20 protein-coding genes are annotated in these 23,375 nt (G+C 62.6%); 8 read left to right on the top strand and 12 right to left on the bottom strand.

Annotated features, from left to right (window positions below; translation table 11 throughout):
* Nucleotides 1–13: 13 nt before the first annotated feature.
* Complete coding sequence (locus tag PXH66_RS11770) at nucleotides 14–1,129, bottom strand: LacI family DNA-binding transcriptional regulator (protein ID WP_330931686.1); 1,116 nt, start codon at nucleotides 1,127–1,129, stop codon at nucleotides 14–16.
* 291 nt (nucleotides 1,130–1,420) lie between these two features.
* Here PXH66_RS11770 and PXH66_RS11765 point away from each other — a divergent pair, with 291 nt between their 5' ends.
* Together PXH66_RS11765 and PXH66_RS11760 are read left to right on the top strand one after the other, a co-directional pair.
* A complete protein-coding gene (locus PXH66_RS11765; protein WP_330931685.1) occupies nucleotides 1,421–1,813 on the top strand; it encodes a Dabb family protein in 393 nt (130 codons plus the stop codon).
* Between the two features lie 160 nt (nucleotides 1,814–1,973).
* Entirely contained in the window at nucleotides 1,974–2,369 is a 396-nt protein-coding gene (locus tag PXH66_RS11760; protein WP_330931684.1) for a hypothetical protein, read from the top strand.
* Between the two features lie 29 nt (nucleotides 2,370–2,398).
* Here PXH66_RS11760 and thrS read toward each other — a convergent pair whose 3' ends face one another.
* Nucleotides 2,399–4,312: a threonine--tRNA ligase gene (thrS, locus tag PXH66_RS11755; RefSeq protein WP_330931683.1), complete on the bottom strand. Its 1,914-nt coding sequence runs from the start codon at nucleotides 4,310–4,312 to the stop codon at nucleotides 2,399–2,401.
* Between the two features lie 191 nt (nucleotides 4,313–4,503).
* Here thrS and PXH66_RS11750 point away from each other — a divergent pair, with 191 nt between their 5' ends.
* A complete protein-coding gene (locus tag PXH66_RS11750) occupies nucleotides 4,504–4,998 on the top strand; it encodes a NanQ anomerase/TabA/YiaL family protein (protein ID WP_330931682.1) in 495 nt (164 codons plus the stop codon).
* Nucleotides 4,995–5,855 carry a 23S rRNA (adenine(2030)-N(6))-methyltransferase RlmJ gene (locus tag PXH66_RS11745; RefSeq protein ID WP_330931681.1) on the top strand — a complete coding sequence of 287 codons (861 nt, stop codon included), beginning with the start codon at nucleotides 4,995–4,997 and terminating at the stop codon, nucleotides 5,853–5,855. Before PXH66_RS11750 ends, PXH66_RS11745 begins: the two co-directional genes overlap by 4 nt.
* 37 nt (nucleotides 5,856–5,892) lie before the next feature.
* Here the strand turns inward: PXH66_RS11745 and PXH66_RS11740 are convergent, their stop codons facing one another.
* Together PXH66_RS11740 and PXH66_RS11735 are read right to left on the bottom strand one after the other, a co-directional pair.
* Nucleotides 5,893–6,300 (bottom strand): Hsp20/alpha crystallin family protein, encoded by a 408-nt coding sequence (locus tag PXH66_RS11740; protein WP_330931680.1) that lies wholly within the window; start codon nucleotides 6,298–6,300, stop codon nucleotides 5,893–5,895.
* Nucleotides 6,301–6,385: 85 nt separating this feature from the next.
* Nucleotides 6,386–6,526, bottom strand: a complete 141-nt coding sequence (locus PXH66_RS11735) for a hypothetical protein (protein WP_330931679.1) — start codon at nucleotides 6,524–6,526, stop codon at nucleotides 6,386–6,388.
* Nucleotides 6,527–6,632: 106 nt separating this feature from the next.
* On the opposite strand from PXH66_RS11735, the gene PXH66_RS11730 reads away from it, so the two are divergent.
* Entirely contained in the window at nucleotides 6,633–7,601 is a 969-nt protein-coding gene (locus tag PXH66_RS11730; protein WP_330931678.1) for a bile acid:sodium symporter family protein, read from the top strand.
* Here the strand turns inward: PXH66_RS11730 and PXH66_RS11725 are convergent.
* Complete coding sequence (locus PXH66_RS11725; protein ID WP_330931677.1) at nucleotides 7,590–13,325, bottom strand: alpha-2-macroglobulin family protein; 5,736 nt, start codon at nucleotides 13,323–13,325, stop codon at nucleotides 7,590–7,592. The two genes, PXH66_RS11730 and PXH66_RS11725, sit on opposite strands and share 12 nt — an antisense overlap.
* Before the next feature lie 120 nt (nucleotides 13,326–13,445).
* Between PXH66_RS11725 and PXH66_RS11720 the strand changes: the two genes are divergently transcribed.
* Nucleotides 13,446–13,820: a nucleotide pyrophosphohydrolase gene (locus tag PXH66_RS11720; protein WP_330932009.1), complete on the top strand. Its 375-nt coding sequence runs from the start codon at nucleotides 13,446–13,448 to the stop codon at nucleotides 13,818–13,820.
* Nucleotides 13,821–14,130: 310 nt separating this feature from the next.
* On the opposite strand, the gene PXH66_RS11715 is transcribed toward PXH66_RS11720, so the two are convergent.
* From PXH66_RS11715 to gluQRS, 4 genes are all read right to left on the bottom strand, one after another.
* Nucleotides 14,131–14,568 carry a hypothetical protein gene (locus PXH66_RS11715; protein WP_330931675.1) on the bottom strand — a complete coding sequence of 146 codons (438 nt, stop codon included), beginning with the start codon at nucleotides 14,566–14,568 and terminating at the stop codon, nucleotides 14,131–14,133.
* A 91-nt stretch (nucleotides 14,569–14,659) separates the two neighbouring features.
* Nucleotides 14,660–15,004, bottom strand: coding sequence for a phenylpyruvate tautomerase MIF-related protein (locus tag PXH66_RS11710; protein ID WP_330931674.1), 345 nt, complete (start codon nucleotides 15,002–15,004; stop codon nucleotides 14,660–14,662).
* Nucleotides 15,005–15,059: 55 nt separating this feature from the next.
* Nucleotides 15,060–15,593 carry a molybdopterin adenylyltransferase gene (gene mog, locus PXH66_RS11705; RefSeq protein ID WP_330931673.1) on the bottom strand — a complete coding sequence of 178 codons (534 nt, stop codon included), beginning with the start codon at nucleotides 15,591–15,593 and terminating at the stop codon, nucleotides 15,060–15,062.
* Nucleotides 15,594–15,758: 165 nt separating this feature from the next.
* The gene (gene gluQRS / locus PXH66_RS11700) at nucleotides 15,759–16,595 is read right to left on the bottom strand and encodes a tRNA glutamyl-Q(34) synthetase GluQRS (protein ID WP_330931672.1); all 837 of its coding nucleotides are present in this window, start codon (nucleotides 16,593–16,595) and stop codon (nucleotides 15,759–15,761) included.
* A gap of 87 nt (nucleotides 16,596–16,682) precedes the next feature.
* Between gluQRS and PXH66_RS11695 the strand changes: the two genes are divergently transcribed.
* Together PXH66_RS11695 and PXH66_RS11690 are read left to right on the top strand one after the other, a co-directional pair.
* Nucleotides 16,683–17,261 carry an LOG family protein gene (locus PXH66_RS11695; RefSeq protein ID WP_330931671.1) on the top strand — a complete coding sequence of 193 codons (579 nt, stop codon included), beginning with the start codon at nucleotides 16,683–16,685 and terminating at the stop codon, nucleotides 17,259–17,261.
* Nucleotides 17,258–17,812 carry an NUDIX hydrolase gene (locus PXH66_RS11690; RefSeq protein WP_330931670.1) on the top strand — a complete coding sequence of 185 codons (555 nt, stop codon included), beginning with the start codon at nucleotides 17,258–17,260 and terminating at the stop codon, nucleotides 17,810–17,812. Before PXH66_RS11695 ends, PXH66_RS11690 begins: the two co-directional genes overlap by 4 nt.
* Before the next feature lies 1 nt (nucleotide 17,813).
* On the opposite strand, the gene PXH66_RS11685 is transcribed toward PXH66_RS11690, so the two are convergent.
* Genes PXH66_RS11685 through PXH66_RS11675 form a run of 3 tightly spaced genes read right to left on the bottom strand, consistent with a single transcriptional unit; the run spans nucleotide 17,814 to nucleotide 23,370 of the window.
* A complete protein-coding gene (locus PXH66_RS11685) occupies nucleotides 17,814–20,345 on the bottom strand; it encodes a BatD family protein (protein ID WP_330931669.1) in 2,532 nt (843 codons plus the stop codon).
* Nucleotides 20,346–20,347: 2 nt separating this feature from the next.
* Nucleotides 20,348–22,330, bottom strand: a complete 1,983-nt coding sequence (locus PXH66_RS11680) for a VWA domain-containing protein (protein WP_330931668.1) — start codon at nucleotides 22,328–22,330, stop codon at nucleotides 20,348–20,350.
* On the bottom strand, nucleotides 22,327–23,370 hold the full coding sequence (locus tag PXH66_RS11675; RefSeq protein ID WP_330931667.1) for a VWA domain-containing protein: 1,044 nt from the start codon (nucleotides 23,368–23,370) through the stop codon (nucleotides 22,327–22,329). Before PXH66_RS11675 ends, PXH66_RS11680 begins: the two co-directional genes overlap by 4 nt.
* Between the last annotated feature and the right edge of the window lie 5 nt (nucleotides 23,371–23,375).

Here is a 23,375-nt window from a genome sequence, read left to right as displayed (position 1 = left end):
CCGGGTCTCCGGCTTAGTCGAATGCGCTCGGCAGCAACTCGGGGAAATTTCCCTCGTTGCAAAGCAGCCGGTCCGCCTTTTGCGCGGCTTCGCTTTCCGGATCGCACGCCGGGGCGGTGGTGCCGTCGCACCATCGGCCATCGATGATGACCGTGCGTGGCTTCACCGGCAGACCGCGTTCGTGACGCAGCAGCTGTCCAGCCACCATGTCGACACAGCAGGCTCCGATGCCTTCGGGATCTTGGTAAACCCCGGCCACGGAGCCATCAGGAGCGGCGATGTCCAAATTTACGTAGGCCACATCGCGGGGGATGCGCATGCCGGCACCGGCGAGCCAATCGGGAATGCGACGATCCACGCTGATGATGGCATCGGGCTTTTCCTCGCGCACCCAACGCACGAAGGTGGTTTCGTCGAGCTCGTCGGGGCGATGGAGCAACTCGGGTTTGAAATCGCCGTCTTCGTTGGTCTGCCAGAGGTAGCCGGCGGTCCACAAGCCGTTCACACGGCGGTCAAAGTTACCCGAAATGGCGAACCCGATGCGTTTGAAACCGGCCCCGCGCAGGCGGGTGATGCCCACGCGCACGGAAGCGGTGTGATTGTCGGTGACGCGGTGGAGCCGAGGGGATGTGACGGAAAACCCCATGGTGGCCGAGGCAAAGTGTTTCCAAGGCAAGTCGAGTGATCCCGGCTGCGCCATGGGAGCGATGATCACGCCGTTGATGCCACGATTGTAGAGAATGTCGCCGAGGCGGGACACGTTGCCGCGCGCATCTCCCAACCAGAAATGCTCAAGCTTGTAACCGGCGCGGGCGGCCCGCGCGACGCAGCCTTCGTGCAGGCGCAGGAAGTAGTGGATGTCGCGCCAACCGTCGCGTTCCGGGAAGGTGGTCACCCACGCGAGGGTCACGCGGTCGGCCGGGGGTTGTCCGGCGCGGATGGCGCTCATGGCTTCGGCCAGCAACGGATTGGGTTTCCACCCCAGTCGCTTGGCAATGGCCTCGATGCGCTCACGGGTGGCAACGGGAATACGGGGATGGTGGCGCAGCGCCATGGAGACGGCAGCACGCGAGACGCCAGCTTCTTCAGCGATGCGGGCCAGGGACGGAGTATCAGAGCGACGGCGCATGGGTTAAGGACTACGCGAAAGCAGCGAAGGCAGATTCGATTGAGTTATCGGAGGGGAGGTCGATAACAGGGGTTTACGGTAAAGCGGATTTACCACACGTGTAATAAAACACAAGGAGTGCTTAACGGTTTACCAGCCGCGGAGTCAAAATGGGGTCCGGACTTTTCTTTCTGCATTTCATGGGGCAGGTTTCAGCTTCACGTCGGGTTTTGCCCGACCGGAGACAATTTCGGCCCAAAAAGGACCGATCTCCGGAATATGACCCCGCTTACCCACCTCAGTCCTCTTGAAATGAAAAAGACCCTCACCACCCTGATCACGCTGCTCGCCCTCACGTTTGCAGCTTCCACCGCCTCCGCCGACCATCATATGGAGAAGGAATCCAAGATGGCTCCGAAATCCGTTATCCATGTGGTGACCGTTTCGTGGAAAGCTGACGCCACCCCGGCGCAGATCAAAGCGGCCCTCGACGGTGTGCACACGCTCGCCAAGGAGTATCCCGGTATCACCCGGGTATGGACGCGCACCATCAAGGCCCAAGGCAATCGTGGCGCCGCGTTTGTGATGGAATTCGCCAGCGAGAAAGCCTTGGCCGATTACGCCGGCAGCGATGCGCAAAAGAAGTGGTATGAAAGCTACTACCCGGCGCGCGAAGGCAGCACGACGTTCGATATCTCGAACTGATTTCGGGCCCGTCCGAATCGGTCCCGAATGTTCGGAGCCGAGTGCCCAAATTCACTTTCAGCCGACCCGTGTGTGGTCGGCTTTTTCGTGCGGGTTGACTTCGTGTGGATAATACAAACCGATTGCTTTTAGTTCCGGGGTTAATGCAGATAGATGTCAGATGGCTTCAAAGTGGCATTGGCAGGATCGTATGTTTGTTATCGTTTCGGAGGGGAATCTCACCGACGAGGACGTCGTCATACCCAACCGCGCCTGTTACGCAGATGAGCGCTTCATGCGCATGCGGCGTCAGCTGGCTGACTACCGGCAGGTCGAAAGCTTCAGTGTCAGCAGTGAGGCAGTGCAGAATGCGGCGCGCTCCGATGCGGAGGCGGCGCGTCGTAATCCTCACGTGCGCGTGGCCATCGTGGTGACGGCCCAGGTCGGGTTCGGATTGGCCCGCATGTATGAAAATGCGGGAGGGGAAACCCCGTGGCAGACGGGGATTTTCCAAACCATGGCGGAAGCCGAGGCTTGGTTTGCCTCGGCCCCCGACGCCAATATCGACGACGACTGAGTCGTCGGAGGGGCGATTGCCCTGCGGGATTAACTGGAGCGAACGGGCAGAGACCGCGTCGCGATCTCGTTCTGGGCGCGGGCGAGGTAGTCAGCAAACGGCACCGTGCCTTCGTCGCCGCTGGCGCGGGTGCGCACGCTGACGGCTCCGGCTTCGGCTTCCTTGCCACCGAGGATCAGGGTGTGGGGCACCTTGTCCAACTCGGCGCGACGGATCTTGGCGCCGAGCTTGTCGGAATGTTCGTCGAGCACGGCGCGGATGCCGGCCGCCTTGAGCTGGGCCAACAAGTCGCGGCCGTAGTCGATGACCTTCTCGCTGATCGGCAACAACCGCACCTGTTCGGGCGCGAGCCAGAGCGGGAAATCGCCGTTGAAGTGCTCGATCAATACGCCGCAGAAACGCTCCATGGAGCCAAATGGCGCGCGGTGAATCATGACCGGGCGGTGCGGTTGATTGTCCGCGCCGATGTAAGACAAGTCGAAGCGCACGGGCAGCACGTAGTCGACCTGCACCGTGCCGAGTTGCCACTCGCGGCCGATCACGTCTTTGACCACGAAATCGATCTTGGGCCCGTAGAACGCGGCTTCGCCGGGTTCCTCGGTGAAGGGCACGTCGAGCGTTTTGGCCGCATTGCGACAAGCCTCCTCGGCCTGATCCCATTTGGCGGGATCGCCGGTAAACTTGGAGTCATCGGGATCGCGCAGGCCGACCCGCACGCGGTAGTCGGACATGCCGAGCGTCGACAATACCGTCTTCACGAGCGACAGGCAGCCCATGACTTCGGCGGCGACCTGATCCTCGGTGCAGAACAAGTGGGCGTCGTCCTGGGTGAAGCCGCGCACGCGGGTCATGCCGTTCAGTTCGCCGGACTGCTCCCAACGATAGACGGTGCCGAACTCCGCGAGCCGCAATGGCAGGTCGCGGTAGGAGTGCGGCTGCGAGTCGAAGATCTTGATGTGGTGCGGGCAGTTCATCGGCTTCAGCATGAAGCCGTCGAGGAGCTTGGTCGCATCCATCACGCGGTCGGCTCCGATGGTCTCGGTGCCGGTGCGACGATTGATCTCGTTGGCAAAATGCGGCGAGACGGCTTCGAGGCGCGCCGTGAGTTCAGCGCAGCCGCAGCCTTCGGTCGCGACGCGGGCAAAATCGTCGGGCTCGGGAATGGCGGGGAACTGCGAGTCCTTGTAGTAGGGGAAGTGGCCGGACGTCTTGTAGAGCGCGAGTTTGCCGATGTGCGGCGTGAAGACCTGATGGTAACCCTGCTTGCGCAGTTCGTTGCCGATGAAGTTCTGCAACTCCTGGCGAATGACGGAGCCGGCCGGAGTCCAGAGGATCAGGCCTTGGCCCACATCTTCGTCGATGACGAAGAGTTTCAGGTCCTTGCCGATCTTGCGGTGATCGCGGGCGCGGGCCTGTTCGATTTGCTCCATGTAGGCGGCCAATTCGTCCTTGGACGGAAAGGCGGTGCCATAGATGCGCTGGAGCTGTTTGTTCTTTTCGTCGCCGCGGTGATAGGCACCGGCGACGGAGAGCAGTTTGAACGCTTTGATCTTCTTGGTGTAGCGCACGTGCGAACCGGCGCAGAGATCCATGAATTCACCATTCTCGTAAAAGGAGATGGCTTCGCCCTCGGGAATGTCATCGAGACGGCCGAGTTTGTAGCGCTCCTGGCCGCGGGCTTTGATGATCTCGATCGCTTCGTCGCGGGGAACCTCTTTGCGCCGGAAGGCCTGGTTTTCTTTGATGACCTTGGTCATCTCGGCCTCGATTTTCTCAAGATCTTCGACGGTGAATTTGTGCTCGGAATCGAAATCGTAATAAAACCCCGTGTCGGTGGGCGGACCGATATCGAGTTTGGTCTCGGGGAAGAGACGTAGAACGGCGGTGGCCAGAACGTGGGAGCACGAGTGGCGCATTTCTTCGAGCGGAGTCATGGAGGACATGGCGGTATGGTGTTGTGGTCCGGCCTACGGATGCCGGCCCGAGTTAAGGAGGAAACGGTTTTTTAACCACGATTGGTCCCTAATAGACACGAATATTTTCGGGATTTTCCGCTCCACGCCGGGAACCGCCGGGAACCGCCGGTGGCAGCTCGGCGCTTGCCGCGGGCGAGACGGCGCGGTGAAGTGCTGCCATGGCTCTTTGGGGTTCTCTCGAAACTATCGAACAACAACTCGTTGCGACACCGCGGTTCGCAGTGGCGCTGAACTATTTGCGGGAGGCGTTTGATCCCGATTCGGCAGTCCACGCCCGAATTTCGGGTCTGCCCGTGGGGGAGACGCAGCAAGTCGAACTCGGCGATGGTGTCTTCGCCATGGAGCAGGTTTACGAAAGCAAACCCCGCGAGGCCGGGCGGTTTGAAGCGCACCGCGATCACATCGATTTACAGGCGATCGTGGCGGGTGACGAGATCATCGAGGTCACCACCGCAGCGGAGCTCGCGGTCACGGAAGACGCGATCGCAACGCGGGATGTCCGATTTTTTGCCGATGGTGGGCCGGTCTCCTCCTGGCGCATGCGAGCGGGGGAAATCGCGGTGTTTTTTCCCGTCGATGTGCACAAGCCGTCCCTGGCGATCGATGGTCGGCCGACGGTGGTGCGCAAAACCGTGGTGAAAGTTCGGCTGTGAATTATCGGCATCATTACCACGCGGGAAATTTCGCCGATGTGGCCAAACACGCCATCCTGCTCGCGCTGGTCGACGGGATGCAGCGCAAGGACAAGGGATTTCTCTTTCTCGACACCCATGCGGGGCGGGGGGCGTATGATCTGGAGTCGGCCGCGCACGGTGACTCGCTCACCCGCGCTCCGGAATGGCCGGAGGGATGGGGTCGCGTGGAGCACGCGTCGGATCGTCCGGCGTTGATTGAAAATTACGTCACGGCGGTTCACGCGTTCGTCCGACGCGCTCCTGATCAAGCGGTGAAGCCCTATCCGGGATCACCTTTGCTCATCGCTGATCGTCTGCGTGAGCAGGATCGTGCGGTCTTTTGCGAACTGCATGACGAAGAATACGCGGCCTTGGCGGAGGCCATTCCCGGTCCGCGGAACCTGCGGGTGGAATCACGCGATGGTTACGAGGCGATCCGGGGTTGCCTGCCGCCGTTGGAACGGCGGGCACTCGTGTTGATCGATCCGCCCTACGAAAACGCCCGTGAATCCCGTGACGTTGCCGCAGCGTTGCGCGAAGGTTTGCGACGACTGCCCGCCGCGACCTTCGCGGTGTGGTATCCGATCACGGAGCGCGTGGGAGTGCCGGAATTTTTACGGGATGATCCGACCCTGGTGCTTCCGGCGACGTGGACGGCCGAGCTCACCGTGGCGGGCCCGGACGCAGGTTTGAAAATGAGCGGGGCGGGCTTGATGGTGATCAATCCGCCATGGCAGCTCGACCAACGGGTGGCACCGGCGATGTCGTGGCTGGGGGAGACGCTGGCGCAGGCCCCCGGGGGAGCGGGGACCTTGCAGTGGCTGGTGCCGGAGTAGCGTCGTAACCGATTTATCGATACGGCACGCGGGGGCGTCAGGCGACCAAATTGGACTCCGGGCGGAAACCGGTCACCCCGCCATGCCGTTTCGGGATGGTGAGCGTGAGGGCTCCGTCTCGGAGTTCTGCCTGCAGCGCGGTGAAGTCCAACGACCGTCCGAGACGGAGGTTGAGCAAGTAGTCGCGTTGCACGCCTTCCAAATGCATCGATTTCCAATTGGCACGGACGTGATGGGCCTTGCGGGCCGAAACCGTGAGGTCGGTTCCCCGCGTCGCGATTTCCACGGCGCGGGGATGGACCTCCGGCAGAAACACGACGAGCCGGAGGGCGTCGGGCAGGGTCTCGCAATCGAAGTGCGGCGTGCAGAACGATCCGTTGCACGGGACGGATTCCGGTAGACGCGACTTCGCAGCAGACTTGGTCGGGAGGGCGATGTTGTTCATGGCAGGAAAAACGGGAGGGCGGACCTCGGAACCTGAAACAGGCCGGGCATTCAGAGGGCTAAACGAAATCCGCAAAGGAAATGGTTTAGGCCTGAGTGCCCGTGATCGGTTGGTGTTTTTGCCAACCCTGCACGGACGCACGACCCTGGCGCACCACAGCCGTAATCGCACGCATCCGGAGGGATGCGGTGGCGAGCGAGCAGGTGTGACGGGAGCGGGTTGTCATGCGGTTTTAACTACACTTACGGCCAATGCATCACGCGTGCCAAGTGGTTTGGCGATTTTGGATGTGAAGATTGCGTCACGGGAACACGCCTCCCAACGTCGCGGCTATGCCCCTCTCTCGTCAGCTTACCCCGCTGACCAATGCCTTCCCGTTGTGGGTGTTGGTCTTTTGCGGCGCGGCCTTGGTCGTGCCGGATTGGTTCACTTGGTTTCGCGGTCCTTGGATCGTTTGGGGCCTGGCAATCACGATGCTCGGGATGGGCGTGACGCTCACTCTCGAGGATTTCAAAGCGGTCAAAAAAATGCCCAAGCCCGTGGCGATCGGGTTTGTCGGCCAATACACCATCATGCCTCTGTTGGGGTGGGGAATCGGCTGGGTGCTCGGGCTACCGACGGAGTATGCCGTGGGTTTGGTGCTGGTCGCGTGTTGCCCCGGTGGCACCGCGTCGAATGTGGTGACCTTCATTGCCAAGGCCGATGTGTGCCTGTCCGTGGTAATGACGGCATGTTCGACCGTCGCGGCCGCCATCATGACGCCATTGCTCACTGCCACGCTCGTCGGCACGCGGGTGCCGGTCGATGCGTGGGGGCTGTTTGCGAGCACGTTTCAAGTGGTGATCATTCCGGTGCTGCTCGGCGTGGTGCTCAACCGGTTTTGGCCGCGGGCCGTGACGCGCGTGCTGCCGATCGCGCCGCTCGTTTCGGTCATCGCGATCGCGATGATTTGCGCGAGCATCATCGGGCAACGGGTGGACGAAGTGAAGTCGAGTGCAGGAACGCTGCTGCTGGCCGTTACGCTGCTGCACATCGGAGGATTTGGTATCGGTTATACGCTATCGCGATTGTTCAAACTTCCGCGGCGCTCCGCGCGCACGGTATCGATCGAAGTAGGCATGCAGAACTCCGGCTTGGGCGTCGTGCTGGCCAACAAACATTTTGCCAGTCCTATCACCGGCGTCGCTCTGGCGGCCGTGCCCTGCGCCATCTCGGCCGTGATGCACTCCGTCATCGGCAGCGTCTGCGCCGGCTACTGGCGCTGGCGCGATGGCAGAGTTGCTGGAAAATCAGGGTGCTGAATTCTCAGTCCCCGCGATGTGCAATCGACGGGCATCGCTGTTCGCGGTGATCTCGGGCACATACATGGCTTCTACCCGAGCGGGGAGGGCACGATAGTCGCCGGGAGTGACGGCGCGCAGGCGAAGTGTAATCTGCCATTCTCCAGCATCGAGGCGGTCGATGAATACAGCACTGTGGTCGTCCTTTTCCTCCCGGAAAAGGCGACGTTCATTGGAGGCGGTCGCGGACACCCCGGGGGACATCCACGGCCGAAGAGTGGCATCCCAGCCACTGAGCGGGTTGAGCGGTTCACAGCCAGCGGGTTTGGGCACCGCTACCATGACGTAACGCAGGTCGTGCGGCACGCTCACGCGCACCTGGACGTCGATTTGCTCGCTGGCATGGGAGGTATCGCCACGTTCGAGCGTAGTCGACGTGAACCGGACAGGCCCCGCCACCGTTGGAGTGGGCACGAGCCGCTCGAACTCCCGTTTGACCGATATGACGTGACTGGCGGGTTTGACCCCGTCGCCGGTGGCCCAGGTTTCTACTAGCGCGGTGGCGTAGACCGTAGCCGTATCCGCCGTCGTCGTTCGGCGTAGTTCGATCCGATTGGAGGCGGGGTTGAGTTGATCGACTGGAATCGTGAGCGAAATCGGTTGCGCCAACAGGTTGGTCGGCGAGAGGTCGACGGTTTCGAGCGGATGGTTGTTCACTTGAACCTCCAATCGTTGAGCGACCGGATCGTTAACGGCGCTGGATTCCAAGTGCCGGGTAAGCGCCAGCACGGCGAAGCTGGTGGCGCGGGTGCTTTCCCAGTGGGCACTGCGGCGATTGAGACTGAGCCAGGCGATCGCGGGTTCGATAAGGGGGTGGGAGGTGTCGAGGTGAAGCAGCGCGAGGATGGAAACAGCGGTGGCTTCGGTCGCGCCTTCAAGGGCGCGGTAGTGTCCCTGAACTTGTCCCCAGTGCACGAGCGTGCCGAGGTCACTGGATTCCTGCACGGTGTGATTGACGAGGTTGCGGGTGATGATTGCACGTTGTTCGTCATCACCAAATTTTGCGACGGCCAACGCGAGGGCGGCGCGAGCGGATGGGCTCAGCGCGTCGCGATCGGAAAAGAGTTCCGCCAGGACCGCGTCGACGGATAAATCGGCCGGAGTATCCACCAGGGAAGCACACGCGGCGAGGGCCCACGCCCGGTCGTCGATTTCGAAACCGGAGGTGGCGGCGATATGAGCGCAACGCGCGCCCGCCCGATCGAGCATGCTTGGTTCGAGCGCGACGCCGGCTCGTTGAATCTGACCCAGAGACCACGTGACGTAGGCCGTCATCCATGGATCGTCCTGCTCGCCGCCCGGCCACCAGCCCCAGCCACCCGTTTGGTGTTGGTCAGAGGTCAAGCGACGGAGGCTGCGGCGGATGACTTCATCGAGTTCGCTCAATCCGGCAGTATCCAGGCGGCGCTGTGCGTCGGAGGTGGATTCGTGCCCGAGGATACGCGCCTCCACGGCAGCGGGCTCGAGCCCAAGACGAAGGAGTGCTGTCCGAACCACGACGGCCGGAAGGAAACGACTCATCGTCTGTTCCACGCATCCGTAAGGGTAGTCGATCAGGTAGGGCAGGGCGTCGAGGGCAGCAACGGCCGGACTGCTGGCGAGCTGGAGTCGGGCCGTAGTGCGACCGGGGTCGAGTGGTTGGGGCAGTTCCAGCGTCAAGCTCGCGGAGCTGGCTCCGGCCCGGAGTCGGGTGGAGGCGGCCAAATGTTGTTCGATGCCGTCTTCATGAACAACGAGGGGGATTTGCATCGCATCGGACGCGTCGTCGTTGGCGACGGAGCCGGTCAACAGCACTGATCCCGCTGCGACTGCTTCGAGTTTCCAGAACAATGGAATCTCGGCATCGCCGCTGACCGGGGTTTTCTGGGTCGATGGCGAATCGTTGGAGAGGTGAGCGGCTTCGCCCTCGACCAGTAAGGAGGCGGACACGGTGGAGTCCCGACCGGTGCGATCCACGACGGTGACGGACGGGTTGCTGGTGTCGCCGGCGATCAGGAAACGAGGGGTTTGCAGTCGTGCCTGCAGGGGGAGCGCGGCCCGCGACTTGGATGTGGCGGTGGCGATGAACCGGCCATCGGCCGTGAGGGCGTAGGTCTTGTGGTGCCAGGAGGTGAGATTGTCGGGATAGGTGAACTCAAACTCGGCCCGTCCCGCAGCATCGGTTTCGATGTCGGGCAACCAAGCGGCGGTGGAGGCAAAATGACGTCGAAGTCGGGGCGAACCGGAATCTCCGGATCCTGCAAGTTGGGGTGGTGGTTCGAGTGATTGAGTATACGCCAGCGCCGAACCTTCATCGGCCTGGTATCCGGATGCGCCATACGCGGACAGGCTGACACTCCTCACACTTAACGGGGCCAGCATGACGTTGGCGTCGTCCGTGGTGGGGGCACCGGTCGCCTGCACGATGGCCCCCGGGCGCCAATCAAGTATGGGCTTGAACTCGTGCTCGCGCGGGCGGGCGGAATTGCTGCGCCGGATGCCGACGAAGTTCGCGGTGTCGTTAAAGGCGATGTAGGGGGCGTCGCTCGACCCGACTTGTCTGAACAGTTGCAGGACCGCGTCGTCCGCCACGGTATGAAGGATTTGCGCGCGCTGAGGAGCCCCGTCGGAGTGACGCGTTTCCACGACGATGCGGGTGGTTTCACCCGGGCGCACGGAAGCGGGCACGTCGACTTCCAGCCGGACGGGTGGGACAGCGGGTTCGATCTCAAACTCGCGGGTGGCTAATCCACCCTTGTCCAGCGAGCCGACTTGGATCTGCACGGTGCCTGCCTCCGTGGTGTAAGGGCTGAGATCGATCCAGTGTAGACGCGGGCCGGCCGCGAGGAGTTGGGAATGGGTGCCGGATTCGCGGGCCACGGTCAGCAGGGCGGGCTGAGTGGAATTCGACCGGACGAGCAATGCGCGATACACACTATTTTGCGGAATGTGGTCGTTTAGGAAAAGAACGGGCGAACCGGGAGGAAGGGGCAGCTCCGTCGTGGATTGATCAGCCACGACCAAGGCGAATTGGTCGCGCCGGTGGGGAGGATGGATCTGCGAGCGAAGCATCCGCGGGGGTGGGCCACCGCTGGGGTCATCGAGAAGATGTGGATCGCGATCGCGAATGCGAACCCGATAGAGCCCGTTGGGCGGAGCGGTGCACTGGAAACTGAATTGCCCGTTGGCATCCGCTTCGATCTCTCCGTGGTCGACGACGGTTTCGACGTAACCTTCATGCAGCCGTATCCAGCCCTCCGGGAGCCGATGGGACGGAGAATTGGCCGGGATCGAGCGGTGATCGACGACCTCTTGAAGTTCGTTCAGGTAGACGCCTTGCCAGCGCAATTGCACCAACTCGGCGGCTCCGGAAAATCGAATGGGAGCGTCGGTCCCGTCGACAATTTGTCCGGTGAAAACGACGGCCTCGCCAGGCGCGGCAAGCAGAGGCGATCCATCCTGGTCGATCTCCGCCACGAAACCGGCCGGGGTGAGATTCCACGTGGTTTCCTTGGTGACAGGCTGGCCTCCAGCGGGCAGCACCTGGGCCTGGATCTCCAACTGGGTTTGGATCACGTCAGCGGAAAAATGGGGGGGACTCCAGGTTAGGGTCGTCTCACCGTCGGCATCGGTGGTGCCGTGAAGCGTGGTGGTGGAATCGGTGTCGGATCGGTCTTGGTCGAGGTAAGTCGTGTCGGATTGGACGGTGACTTCCACCTTCGCCCCGACGGCGGGACCGCCGGAAAGGTAGCGGGCGGAGATCCGGATGGGGACGTCCTGCCCCAGTCGTAATCCGTCGGATGCACCGGCGAACGAAATCCCGGTGCTCAGCGCGGGCGGCACATAGTTGTCGATGAGGAAGATTCTCGGGAGCGTGGTGGTGCGCCCGTCGGGATATTCGAGCTCGATCCGAACGTAACCGACCGGTGCGTCGGAGGGGATGTCGAACGCACCGTCGATAGAGCCAAACGCATCCAGCGCCACGCGGGGTTGCGAGAACAGCGTGGTGCTTTTAGTATCGAATAAACGAATACCGAAATTCCCGACTGGTGTCTGCCAACGGCCTGCGCCGCGCTGACGAACGATGAGCTTCCAGTGCAGCGTCTCGCCGGGGCGGTAAAGGGGGCGATCGAGCACGAGGTCGGCGACGAGGCCATCATGGTCGTAGCTGCTGTGATCGGTGATTACGAAAACATGGCCGTTCGACTCTCCGTAGAGAACATTGCGGGTCCAGCGGTGCCGGTCGAGGGAGGGAATCAGGGGGGCTTGCGCGCGCCCCGTAGCATCGGTGGTGACGTTCCATTCGTGAACTTCGTTCGGAAAGGCGTGACAAAAACCACGGACCATGGCGCCGCCCACGGGGGCTCCGGTGTGGAGGTCGATCAGCAGGAGCTCGTCGGGGGTTTCCTTCAGCGGGGAACTGACGAGCATGGCTTGGTAGGCACCGACGGTGAACCGCACGTCCTGTTCGGGGGGCGCCTCGCCGCGGACGGATTCACTGCGGATTTTCAACGCGTAGTATCCCGGCCCAAGCTGGGGTGTGAGTTGGTGCACACCAGTGTGCCAGGTCATGGCTTCGGCATCGTCGAATGTCAGGGTCCAGCTGCCGACGGTTTCACCCGGAGGCGAAAGATCGAGTGTGTCGGTCCGGCCCTGAGCCCGGGCAGCGAAGGGATCCTGCCGTTGGAGTTCGAAGTGCAGCTGGGAAACCCCGGCCACCGCGTAGCTGAAATCAATGGGAGCGTCCGGCAGGTAATGCGGCGCAAAGTTGATTCGTCGAACGGGATCGCTCCATTGCCGGAGCAGACGATCGACTGGATTCAGAAATTCGTCGCGGGCGGCGGGTGAACCGTCCGTCAATATGCGAAGGCGGATGGATTCTCCCTCCTCAAACAGGGCGGCGATATCGGAAGGTTCGCCCAACTGTCGGTCAGGACTCCAACCACGTAGGGCGCGCCATAGATACCAACCCGCTGCGACATCGGCCTCGACGCTGGTGCCGGCGGCAAGTTGCCGAGCGATCTGCCAGGCTTGGAAGTGTTCGGTAGGGTTGGACTTTTGGGGGTCGAGTCGGAGCGCGAGAACAAACGCGGCCCACGCGCGAAGATCTCGCGTCGGCGCGTTCACCTGCACCGAGCGCAGCAAGGGGCGAAGTTCCTGTAGATCGCGTGACGGGAGCTCGCCACCCGTTTGCACCTGCCGATGCAAGAAGTGGGCGAGGCGGGCGTTGTTGGCCGCGTTGGCGGGTTGATCACCGAGCCGCCGGGCGATAGCAATGAGATCCGTCGAAGCCTGCTGGGAGTCTAGGAATCGCTGCACCTGCAGGGCGACTTCGAGTGCCTCCAATTGGAAATTGCCGAGGGGGGCCGAGGACTCTGCATTAAAATCAGGCACGAGAGGAGCAAGTTCGGCCGCCAGTCGGGTCGCGGCTTCACGTCGCTCGATCCAGTTTCGGGATGATTCGATCGAAGGCACGCGGGCCCGAATGAAATCCAGACGCAAATGGCGGGTGTCGGCGTCGGGTGGGGCCACGGCGAGAGCGGCGGCGAAGCGTTCGGCCGCTAATTGCCATGATGCTTCGGCCATGAGTTGACGTCCCTCAGCGGTGACGCGTTCCCAGTCGCGATCACTGGCATGGGGCTGGGCGGAAAGGACGGTCGCGAGCAGTAAAATCGAGCAAGCGAATGAAGGAATGCGGGGTAGCATCGTCACGGTTTTCACAGCATATCTGAAACGAGTCGCCAGCGCAGCGTAAAACGGTGTCAGAGAAAGTTTCTTAGTAACAAAATTGTCAGAGCAGTTCGAAAGCTCATGGTGTTGCTTCCCATGGAAACCTTGAGCGACGATGCCACGACGATTGCGGAGATTAAAACGCGGGTGCTGGCATTTGCGCGGGAGCGCGATTGGGAGCAGTTTCACGCGCCCAAGAATCTGAGCATGGCGCTGGCGGCCGAGGCCGGCGAACTGATGGAGCATTTTCTATGGGGATCTTCCGACGACTCCCGCCAGATGCTAGCTGATCCCAAGAAACGCGCGAAGATTGAGGAAGAGCTCGCCGACGTGGTGATCTACGCCCTCGAATTCGCCAACATGACCGGCATCGATGTGGCCGCGGCCATTGAGCGAAAAATGGCCGCCAATGCCGCGAAGTATCCGGTCGAAAAAGCCAAGGGCCGGGCGGATAAATATACGGAACTGTGAGGCGCGAAGCAACGAACTGGGAACGCCGAGCTCCAGCTCGGCAGGTGGCCGGGGCCGAGCTGGAGCTCGGCGTTCCCAGGCCGGGTTACTTGGTTAATGTTCCCGTGGGGACGGCGGCGCTCGACCAGGGCCAGTCGGATGAATGGGCGCAGAGACCCGCCTTCACCGGATTTTCGTGGATGTAAGCCATCACTCGTCGGAGATGCCGTTCATCGCGAATGTAACGATCCCAATACTCGCGCATCCAAAACGTTTTCTGACTCTCGGGAATACCAAGTTTCAGTTCGGTATTTCGCGCCAAAGCCCATCTTCAGGTGAACGACTTCCATGATTGCACGATTCCGGCGAGCGCCGTGTGTGGTTTTATCAGCACGTGAACGTGATTCGGCATGATACACCACGCCAACAGGTGGTAACGCACGCCGTCAAAATGGAGCAGTGAGTTTTGAACCGCGGTCGCCACAGCAGGATGCCGGAGAGCGCAGCAACCTAATCCGGCGTCGAGCCATGTTTCGATCTGGCGTCGTTTTGCTTGGTCGCGTTCTTCAGGAACGAGAACGCTGAGCGTTTCCTCCAACTGGCGGAGTTTCTCTTGAGGTAGTGAGTCCGCCAAACGGAAGGTGATCGATTGGAGTAGACGGAGTTTGTCGCGATGCGGAAGGTAGCCACGGGAATGCCAACCTGATCCGGCTCTGGGAGCGCCGAGCTCCAGCTCGGCAGGATTGGAATTGTCGGACTGTTCAGCCACGGGTGAGTGGGTAGTGGTGGCTGAGAGGGGGGCGAATGCTCCTGGGTGGCTGGGGCCGAGCTGGAGCTCGGCGTTCCCAGAGGCTGGCGGCCTAAAAGACGTCGCCTTTCCAGCCCCACATGCCGCGTTGGACGTCGATGAATTTGATGTAGATTCGGGCCTGCTCGACACCGAGGTGGTCGTGAATGAGCCGACAGAGTTCGGCACTCAGGCGTTTGGTTTGACGACCGGGAATACCGATGGCCTTCAGTTCCAAAAAGGCCACGGGGTCATCGGTCCCGGCAAAGAGCATTTCGGTGCTGGGTTGCACCGCGATCATCACGTATTCCTCGGGTTTACCGAGCTCCTCACTCACGAGTGTCGAGGCGGCCTTGGCCACCGATTTCTGTGCGGCCGTCGTCACCGGCAGATTGGTCTGAATCTTCAGGTAAGGCATGACTGAATTTTGGATTTCGGATTTCGGATTTGCGACCGGAATCCGACCTTGCTCGTCAATTCGATTTGGGGCGGAAGACGGGCATCTTCGTCGGGTCGGTTTCGAGACGGGGGCCGCCGATGAGGTCGATGCAGTAGGGAATGGCGGGGAATACGACTTCGAGGTTTTCGCGGATGGCTTTGGGGCGACCCGGCAGGTTGACGATAAGAGTCGAGCCGCGCGTGCCGGCAGTCTGCCGCGAGAGGATGGCGGTGGGCACGTATTGCAGGGATTTGGCGCGCATAAGTTCGCCGAAGCCGGGGAGCATTTTTTCGCACACGGCGGCGGTGGCTTCCGGAGTCACATCGCGGGCGGTGGGGCCGGTGCCGCCGGTCGTGACGATGAGGGCGCAGTATTCGTGGTCGGCGAGGCGAATGAGCTCGGCCTCGATCTGGGCTTGTTCGTCGGGAATGACGGCGTAAACGGGCTCGAACGCTGAGGTGAGCCATTCGCGCAACAGGGCGACGCAGGCTTGGCCGGGTTCGTCGGCGTAGATGCCGGCGGCGGCGCGGTCGGAGATGTTGAGGACACCGATTTTGGCAGGGGTCATGGTTGGATATTTTTAACCACAGATGGACACAGATGAACACAGATCTATCTGCGGAGCAGGATGAGGGACTGGGTGTGAGATGTAGGAGCGTGCTTGCGCGCGATGAACGCGGTGGCGGAAGGAGGGGCGACGGAGAGGCAGGTGTTATCGCGCGCAAGCACGCTCCTACGGCCGGAATTTTGCGAGAATTTCGCTCGGCGTGATGCCTTGTTCGCGGAGAGCACGCAGGCTGAGGGCATCGTGGCGTTTGGCGAGGCGTTCGCCTTGGTCATCGGTCATGAGGGGCGCGTGGTAGTAGGTAGGTTCGGGGAGATCGAGCGCGCGCAGGAGGAGCAGCTGACGGAAGGTAGATTTGATGAGGTCTTCTCCGCGGACGACTTCGGTGATGCCCATTTCGCCGTCGTCAACCGCGCAGGCGAGTTGGTAACTGGGCGCGTCGTCTTTGCGCCACACGAGGAAGTCGCCGAAATCGCGTCCGGCGACCGCGGTTTCAAGGCCGGTGCAGGAGTCGCGAAAGGAGATGGCTTCACCGTCGGGCACGCGAAAGCGCCAATTGCACTCCACCGGGTTGGTAAGGGGCGGGAGTGGGGCGTCGGCAGGAGAGCGCCAGGCGGGCGGGAAAAGCGGTTCGTCGTTGAGTCCGTCTTCGTGTGGCGCGGCGGCGGCCTCGGCGACTTCGCGCCGCGATCGATGACAGGGATAGATGGTGCCGGCGGTGTGCAGTTGATGCAGGGCGAGCCGGTAGCGGTCGAGGCGTTGACTTTGCGTGACGATGGGAGGGCGCCACATGATACCGAGCCATGTCAGATCCTCGATAAATGCGTCCACGAATTCGGGGCGGCACCGGCTGGCGTCGAGATCGTCATTGCGAAGCAGCAGATCTCCGCCGGCGGCGAGGGCGCGTTGCTGTGCCACCCAGAAGGTGCGCGCGTGCCCCAGATGCAAACGCCCGGTGGGCGAAGGGGCGAGTCGGCCAAGATAAGGTGAGGTTTTCGCAGTCACGGACGAACACGGATGGAGACAGATGGGTTACGGAGGCGATTCAGGAATGACATCCGGGCGTAATCGTGTGACTTCGTGGGGTTCAACATGAGTAAGCTTCTTTGTGTATACTGTGCTTCGAGCCGCGATCTCGATCCGAAATACTATGCGGCGGGGGCGGCGGTCGGACGTGGATTGGCCGAACGCGGCTGGGGATTGATCTACGGGGGTGGCAACGCCGGCACCATGGGCGAAGTGGCGCGGGGCGTGCACCAGGCCGGAGGGCGGGTGGTGGGCGTCATCCCGGAATTCATGAAAGTGCGTGAACTCGCCTATCACCAAGCCGATGAATTGATCACGGTGGACTCCATGCGGGAGCGCAAACGGGTCATGGCCGATCGCGCTGACGCCTACATCACACTGCCGGGAGGAATCGGCACGTTGGAAGAGGTGAGTGAGATCATGGTCGAACGCGGCTTGGCCCGTCACCGCAAGCCGCTCGTGATTCTCAACCAAGATGGCTTTTATGACGACCTGCTGCGGTTTTTGGAGCGCATGGTGGTCGAGCGTTTCAAGTCTGCCGGTCTGCGCAAACTCATGCACGTGGCTGCTACGGTCGATGAGGTATGGCCTTTGCTGGAAGAAGCGGACGGTTTCGAAGCGGACGCGTTGTGGCAAAACCGATGAGCAACGCGACCCAGGAAACCGTGCTCGCCTTGCTGCGGGAACATGCGGATCGAGCGACGGATGCGCACGAGGCGGCCATGCTGACGGCGACGTTGGCCTTCGTGGCCGCGGAGCCGGACTGTGCGGAGCGGTCGCTGGCGGTGGGTCATCTCACCGGTTCCGCGTGGATCGTGGATGCGACGCGCACGCGGACCTTGCTCACTCACCATCGCAAGTTGAACATGTGGCTCCAACTGGGGGGGCACGCGGACGGTAATCTGAATCTGGCCGAAGTCGCCATGACGGAAGCCCGCGAGGAAAGCGGACTGCGCCGGCTTCGCATGGTGAGCGGAACGTTGTTTGATGTGGATCGCCATCGCATTCCCGCTCGCCAGCAGGAACCCGAACATTGGCACTACGACCTGCGCTTCATGATCGAGGCTGATCCGGAGGAACCGTTGGTGGTGTCAGCGGAATCCCACGATCTTGCGTGGATCGAAATCGCCAACATGGCCGCTTATAATGCGGAGGAGTCGATGCTGCGCATGGCGCGGAAGACTTTGGGTCACTGAACTACTCAGCCGCGCGCCACAGTGGGACGAGTTCTTCTTGGCGCACCCAGCCGGTTTGACCGTTGGGGAAAGCGAGTTGACGCCAGCCGAGGAAGGATTTTTGGACGCGGGAGAGAGAGCCGGCGGCGAGGGTGGTCGTTTCCTGTTCGCTGTTGAGATCGGTCGGAATCGAACGTAGCTCGGTCGAACGCCACGTGAGCACGGCCTGCTGATTCGCGGTGAGTCCGTAGGTTTGCAGGCTGTAGGCGGCGGTCACCATGGCGAACACGCCGATGATGCCGGCGAGCCAGGCCAAGGATTTCGATCCACCCATCCGCATCCCGTAGGCGCGGCCCAATACGAGGGCGATGGCGATGCAGCCCGCCAACAGGCCACCGAGTAACACGAGTTGCCATTGGGCGGGGGAGGCTTCCCGGGCGATCTTTTCGGGCCATCCCGGGTGGGCGAATTCACCGATGATCGGCGGGGTGAAGCCGCTGCGTTCGAGCGTATACGTGAGGTGCCAACGGACCGACGGGTCGCGCGGGTTTTGCACGAACGCCACGGCGGCATGGGCGCCGGCTTCGCCCCAGCGGCCCTGTTGGGCGAGCGCGAGCGCGAGGTTGTGATGGGCGATCCAATCGGTGGGTTGAGTGCTGAGGTTCTCGCGCCATGCGGTCTCGGCGGCGGCGAAATCACCGGCGGCGTAGGACTCAACCGCCGAGGTGGCGCCGGCATCGGGCGAGAAGCTCAGGGCGATGAGCACGGCGATGGCGGGAAAGAGATGGCGGGGCGCCAAGGCGCTGAGCACGGGAAAACGGGGAGCGCGTTTCCGGGCGAGCGCCTCGTAGGCGCGGGTGGTCCAATCCGGCGGCAGTTGACCATCCTCGCCGTAAAGCGCGCGGTCGGCTTCGTGCCAGAGCTGGGTCCAGGCGGCATCGTCGGCGAAGAGATCAGGCGCGGGCGCGGCATGGCGGGATTCCCAGAGCAGGGCGGTGTCACGTTGCCAAGCGATCAAGGCGATCTCGCGGTCGGGTTTTGCGGACGTGCGACCGACGGCATCGATGCGAGATTTGAGACGCTGGCGCGCGGCTCGCGCGGAGCGACCCGGGTCGAGGCGCAATGCTCGGAGTGAACTCAGGGTGAGCCAGAGCAAGGGAATCAGGACGGCGAGGGTGATGGCGGTCGCGACGACTTGAGGACGACGCAGCGGGCGCATGGCGGCGGCTGATCCCGGGAGCGGATCGCCTGGCAGAGCGGCGGGTGAGGCCGGCGCGGGTTCGGGTCGGGTCGGGTTTCCCAGTGCCGGACCGCTGCTCGGCCCGTTGGCGACGTCCGGCGGCGGGGAGTTGCCGGAGGCGGCTGCAGTTTGGTTGGGCGGGGGAGGAATCAACGTGCCGTCGACCAGCAGCTCGGTTTCCGGGGCGGTGAGCGTGCGGTATTTGCCGGTGCGCGGGTTGAAGTAAGTCCAGGAGACGGGACCGAGTTTGAACGTGCCGGTTTGCGTGGGAATGAGGACGACATCCTCGGTAATTGATCCGTCGAAGAGCTTGCCCTCGGCGGTGGTGCGCGTGGCCTGGGGTTGCACGACGCGGAAGGAATTGGACGCTTCACGGGCGGGCAGGCTGGATATCTCGGGCCAGTTGCCGGTGCCTTCCAGGGAGAGGGTCCACGTGACCGGTTCACCAATGCGGGCTTGTTCGGGCACGACTTTCGATACGAGGCGGAAATCGCCGACCGCCCCGGTGAAATCGGCGGGGGCGGGCGTGGGCAACGGTCGCACCACCAGTTGGACGGGATCGCTGGTGATGGCGTATTGCTCGGCGCGCATGGACTGAAGGAAGCCGGCCGAAGGCACGCCGATGTTGACCATCTGTTGCACGGTGGGAATGGCGTAGGTGCCGGGCTGGCGAATGTAACCGCGTGACGAATACGTGAGCAGGGCGCGAGCGTCGGCGTTGGTGCCTTCGTTGCCCCGGGTGGGCTCGGCCCATTCCTCCACGATGAGCGGCGTGGGGTCCCATTCCGGCTCGGAGCCGAGGTTGGCGCGGAAACGGGCGGAAACGCTGAGCGTGTAGTCGATGGGCACGACCTCGCCGGCCCAGAGCTGACCCTGACCGATGGCCAGTTTGGAATTGGCGGCGAAGGAAACCGGAATGGAGGAATCGCCGACGGTGGCCTCGCGCACCTGGAATGAAACGGGGGCAACGGAAAGCGGGCCGACGTTGGTGGCCACCGTGAAGGACGGGATGTTGACCGGGTCGTCGTTGCGCGGGCGCGAGGGGTAGGCGAAGTATACGATGCTCGTGCTCTGGGTGCGTCCGTTGACGATGTTCATCGAGGACTGCGTGCCGCGTTGAGGGGGGCCGAAGATCAGGTTGGGCACGTCGGGCAGGTTGATTTCGCCGCTCGGTTCGCAGTTGTCGAAAATGAGAACGAGGTCGGTGACCTGGCCGCGAGCGAGGAAGCCGCCGGCGGGCTGCCAGCGCACCGACTGCGCCCACGCGGGGAGGGCGATGACGAGCAGGAGAGGAATGAAACGAAGGCAGCGCATGGTCACCAATCGCGCCCGGTCTTGGGCGGCTGAGCTGTGGGATCTTGCATGAGTTGGTAGAGTTGAGCAGGGGAGTCCTGTTGCTTCAATTGATCGAGTTTTTGCAGCGGCACGGCGAGTTCGGGATTTTGCTGGGCCTCGTTGCTCTGGGTCTGTTGTCCGCCGATTTTTTGGCTGCCGGGATCGCGCGGTTGCGGCTCAGCCTGGCGCGGCTCGGGCGCTTCCTGGGGTTCGTCCAGATCACCAAACGCGGACTCGGACGGCTGTTGGGTGCGATCCTCCTGGGACTGACCGGACTCGTTGGGGTTGTCGCCGTTTTGTTCGGAAGGATCCTGTGGTTGGTCGCCTTCCTGGCCTTCGCCCTCTTGGTCGCCTGACTCACCGGATTCGCCGTTTTCGCCGGATTGGCCGTCCTTTCCTTGATCACCGTTTTCTCCTTTGTCCCCATCTTCTTCTTGGTCGCCGTCCTGGCCCTGGTCGCCTTGATCACCTTTGTCGCCATCTTCACCTTCGTCTCCGTCTTCGCCCTCGTCGCCTTGGTCTTGGTCTTCGGGATTTTGCTCGGAGTCTTCGAGCAGTTTTTTGAGTTCCGTTCGCAAGGTGGGCCAATCGGCGGCGTTCGCGTCCAGGCCTTCGCCGACATCGACCGCGTCGAGGGCATCGTAGACGACGCTCGGTTGAGGTTTTTGTCCGGCGCTGAGCACGCCGTGGCCGTAGGCGAGAGTGTGGTCGGCGACTTCCGCATATTCGGTCGCAGCCACGGCTGGCTGGATGGCGAGACGCGTGATCAGTTCGTTGAGGGGTGCTTCGAAGTTCGGTGATTCGGGCGGGGTGTCGTGCCCACTTTGCGGCGCGGTCGGCAGGGGGGGCTGCGCGATTTCCACTGCGTGCGATTCCGGGGCGGGTGCGCAGGTGGCGGCGATAAACAATCCGAGTCCGAGGGTGTTGGCGGCGGCGCGTTTGGGTTTTATGGTCATGGCGCGTTGGCGAGGTTGCACCGGGAATTCGCGCCACAAGCACCACAGTAGAATCAGCAGTCCCGGGGCCAGCGCCCATTGGAAACGCTCGATGCGCCGAGCGCTCTTTTTGTCGACGAATTCACCTTGTTGACCGGCCTCGACGGTTTGGCGCAACAGGTCGGCGAGATCAACCCATGCGCTGGCGTCGCGATACATCCCGCCGGAGCGACGGGCGAGTTCTTCGAGGGTGGTGTGGTTGAGCCGGGAGAGGACGACGGCACCGCGCTCGTCTTTGACAAAACCTCCCGCGCCATCGGGCAACATCGCGCCGTCGGCGGTGCCGATGCCGAGGCTGAGCACGCGGATGTCGCGCTCGCGAATGGCATCGATGCGTTGCTGCCATGCCTCGGTTTGTGACTCGCCGTCGCTGAGCACGATCAAAAAGCGGTCCGCGCCGCTCTCCTCGCTGAAGGCGTCGAGGGCGGTGTCGAGCAGGGCCGCGTATTCGGTGCCGCCTTCCGGCAAATAATCCGGCGTGAGAGCGGGTAGAAATTCGCGCAGAATCTCGTAGTCGGCACTGAGCGGGCTCTGCAGGAAGGCGGTGCCGGCAAATACGATCAGGCCGACGCGTTCGCCTTCGAGGCGTTCGAGCAAACTCGTGATGAGCAGTTTGCTGCGCTCGAGTCGCGACGGGGCGACATCGGGCGCGAGCATCGAACGGGAAAGATCCACCGCGATGAGAATTTCACGAGCCTGCTCGAAAACGGGTTCTTCGATTTCACCGTATTGGGGGCGGGCGAAAGCGACGATGACCAGCACAAGCCCGAGCCACAGCCGCCAGCGCACGCGGGGGCCACTGTGGCGGGCGGTCGGGGCCACCAAACTTAGTCCCGCGGGCGAAGCTTCGGCCCGCATGATTTTCGGATGCGCCGCGCTGACGGAGCGCACGCGCCGCGTGAGTTCCGCGATGACGAAACCGACCGGCAGCAGCAGCAGCCAAAAAGCGTGGGGCCAGTGAAAGGTCATGCGGTGGAGAGCATCTCGGCGGTGGAACGACGCCCCGGACGGCTGGACGCGGCCAGACCAGCGGCGATCAACAATAACGTGGCGCCGGGCGCGGCGAACCAGATGAAAAGTTCGTCCGCGAGCAGATAGGATTTGGCTTCGAACTCGATCTTCCGCTCGCGGTCGATCGCATTGAAGGCGGCTTCGATGGTGTTGCTGTCGTCGGCCGGGAAATACTCTGCCCCGGTGAGGTCGGCGACTTTGCGCAAGGTGGTCTCATCAAGTTCCGACACGATCTGGCGGTAGCCCATGGTGCGGCCGGTGTTGGGATCGATGCGCGGATAGTGAACGAGCCCGTTGCGGCCGGCCCCGATCGTATAAACCGGAATGCCGCGACTGCGGGCGATGTCGGCGGCGTCGATGGGATCAAGGGCGCCGCGGTTGTTGGCACCGTCGGTCAGGAGGATGACGAAGGCGCCCTGACGTTGGTTGTCGGTCGTCTTGTCGGCCTGCTCCAGGCGGGACAATGCCACGCCCAGTCCATCGCCGAGGGCGGTGCCGTCCTCGATCATGCCGATGCGCAGGCGTTCGACCTGTTTGGCCAGCCAGTCGTGGTCAAAGGTCAGCGGAGCGAGCGTGTAGGCGCGGCCGGAAAACACGACGATGCCGATGCGGTCGCCGGGGCGCTCGTTGATAAATGCGGTGATGACGGGTTTGATCGCCTGCAGACGGTTGATGCGTTTGCCCGCGCGTTGATAGTCCTCGGCCAACATCGAGCCGGACAAGTCGACCGCTAGGATGAGATCGTAACCCTGCTGGCGCACTTCCCGGCGATCCTCGACGCGCTGAGGCCGGGCCAAACCGGTGACGAGCAACACCAGACCCAACACCGCGATCACGACGGGAAAGCGAGATACGCTCACGGCCGACGGGCGATGCCACGCCGCCGCAAACGGGACCACCCGCACGGGTAACTTGCGCCGTTGCCGCAGCCAAAAAATGAGAGGCAAGGCGAGCAGCGCGAGAAACCAAAGCGGGTCGTGGAGCGTGTAGTTAATCATCGGTG

The organism is Synoicihabitans lomoniglobus (assembly GCF_029023725.1).
Lineage (GTDB): Bacteria > Verrucomicrobiota > Verrucomicrobiia > Opitutales > Opitutaceae > Actomonas > Actomonas lomonigloba.
Note: the sequence above shows the minus strand (reverse complement) of the source record. Positions and strands in the feature narration are given on the sequence as shown.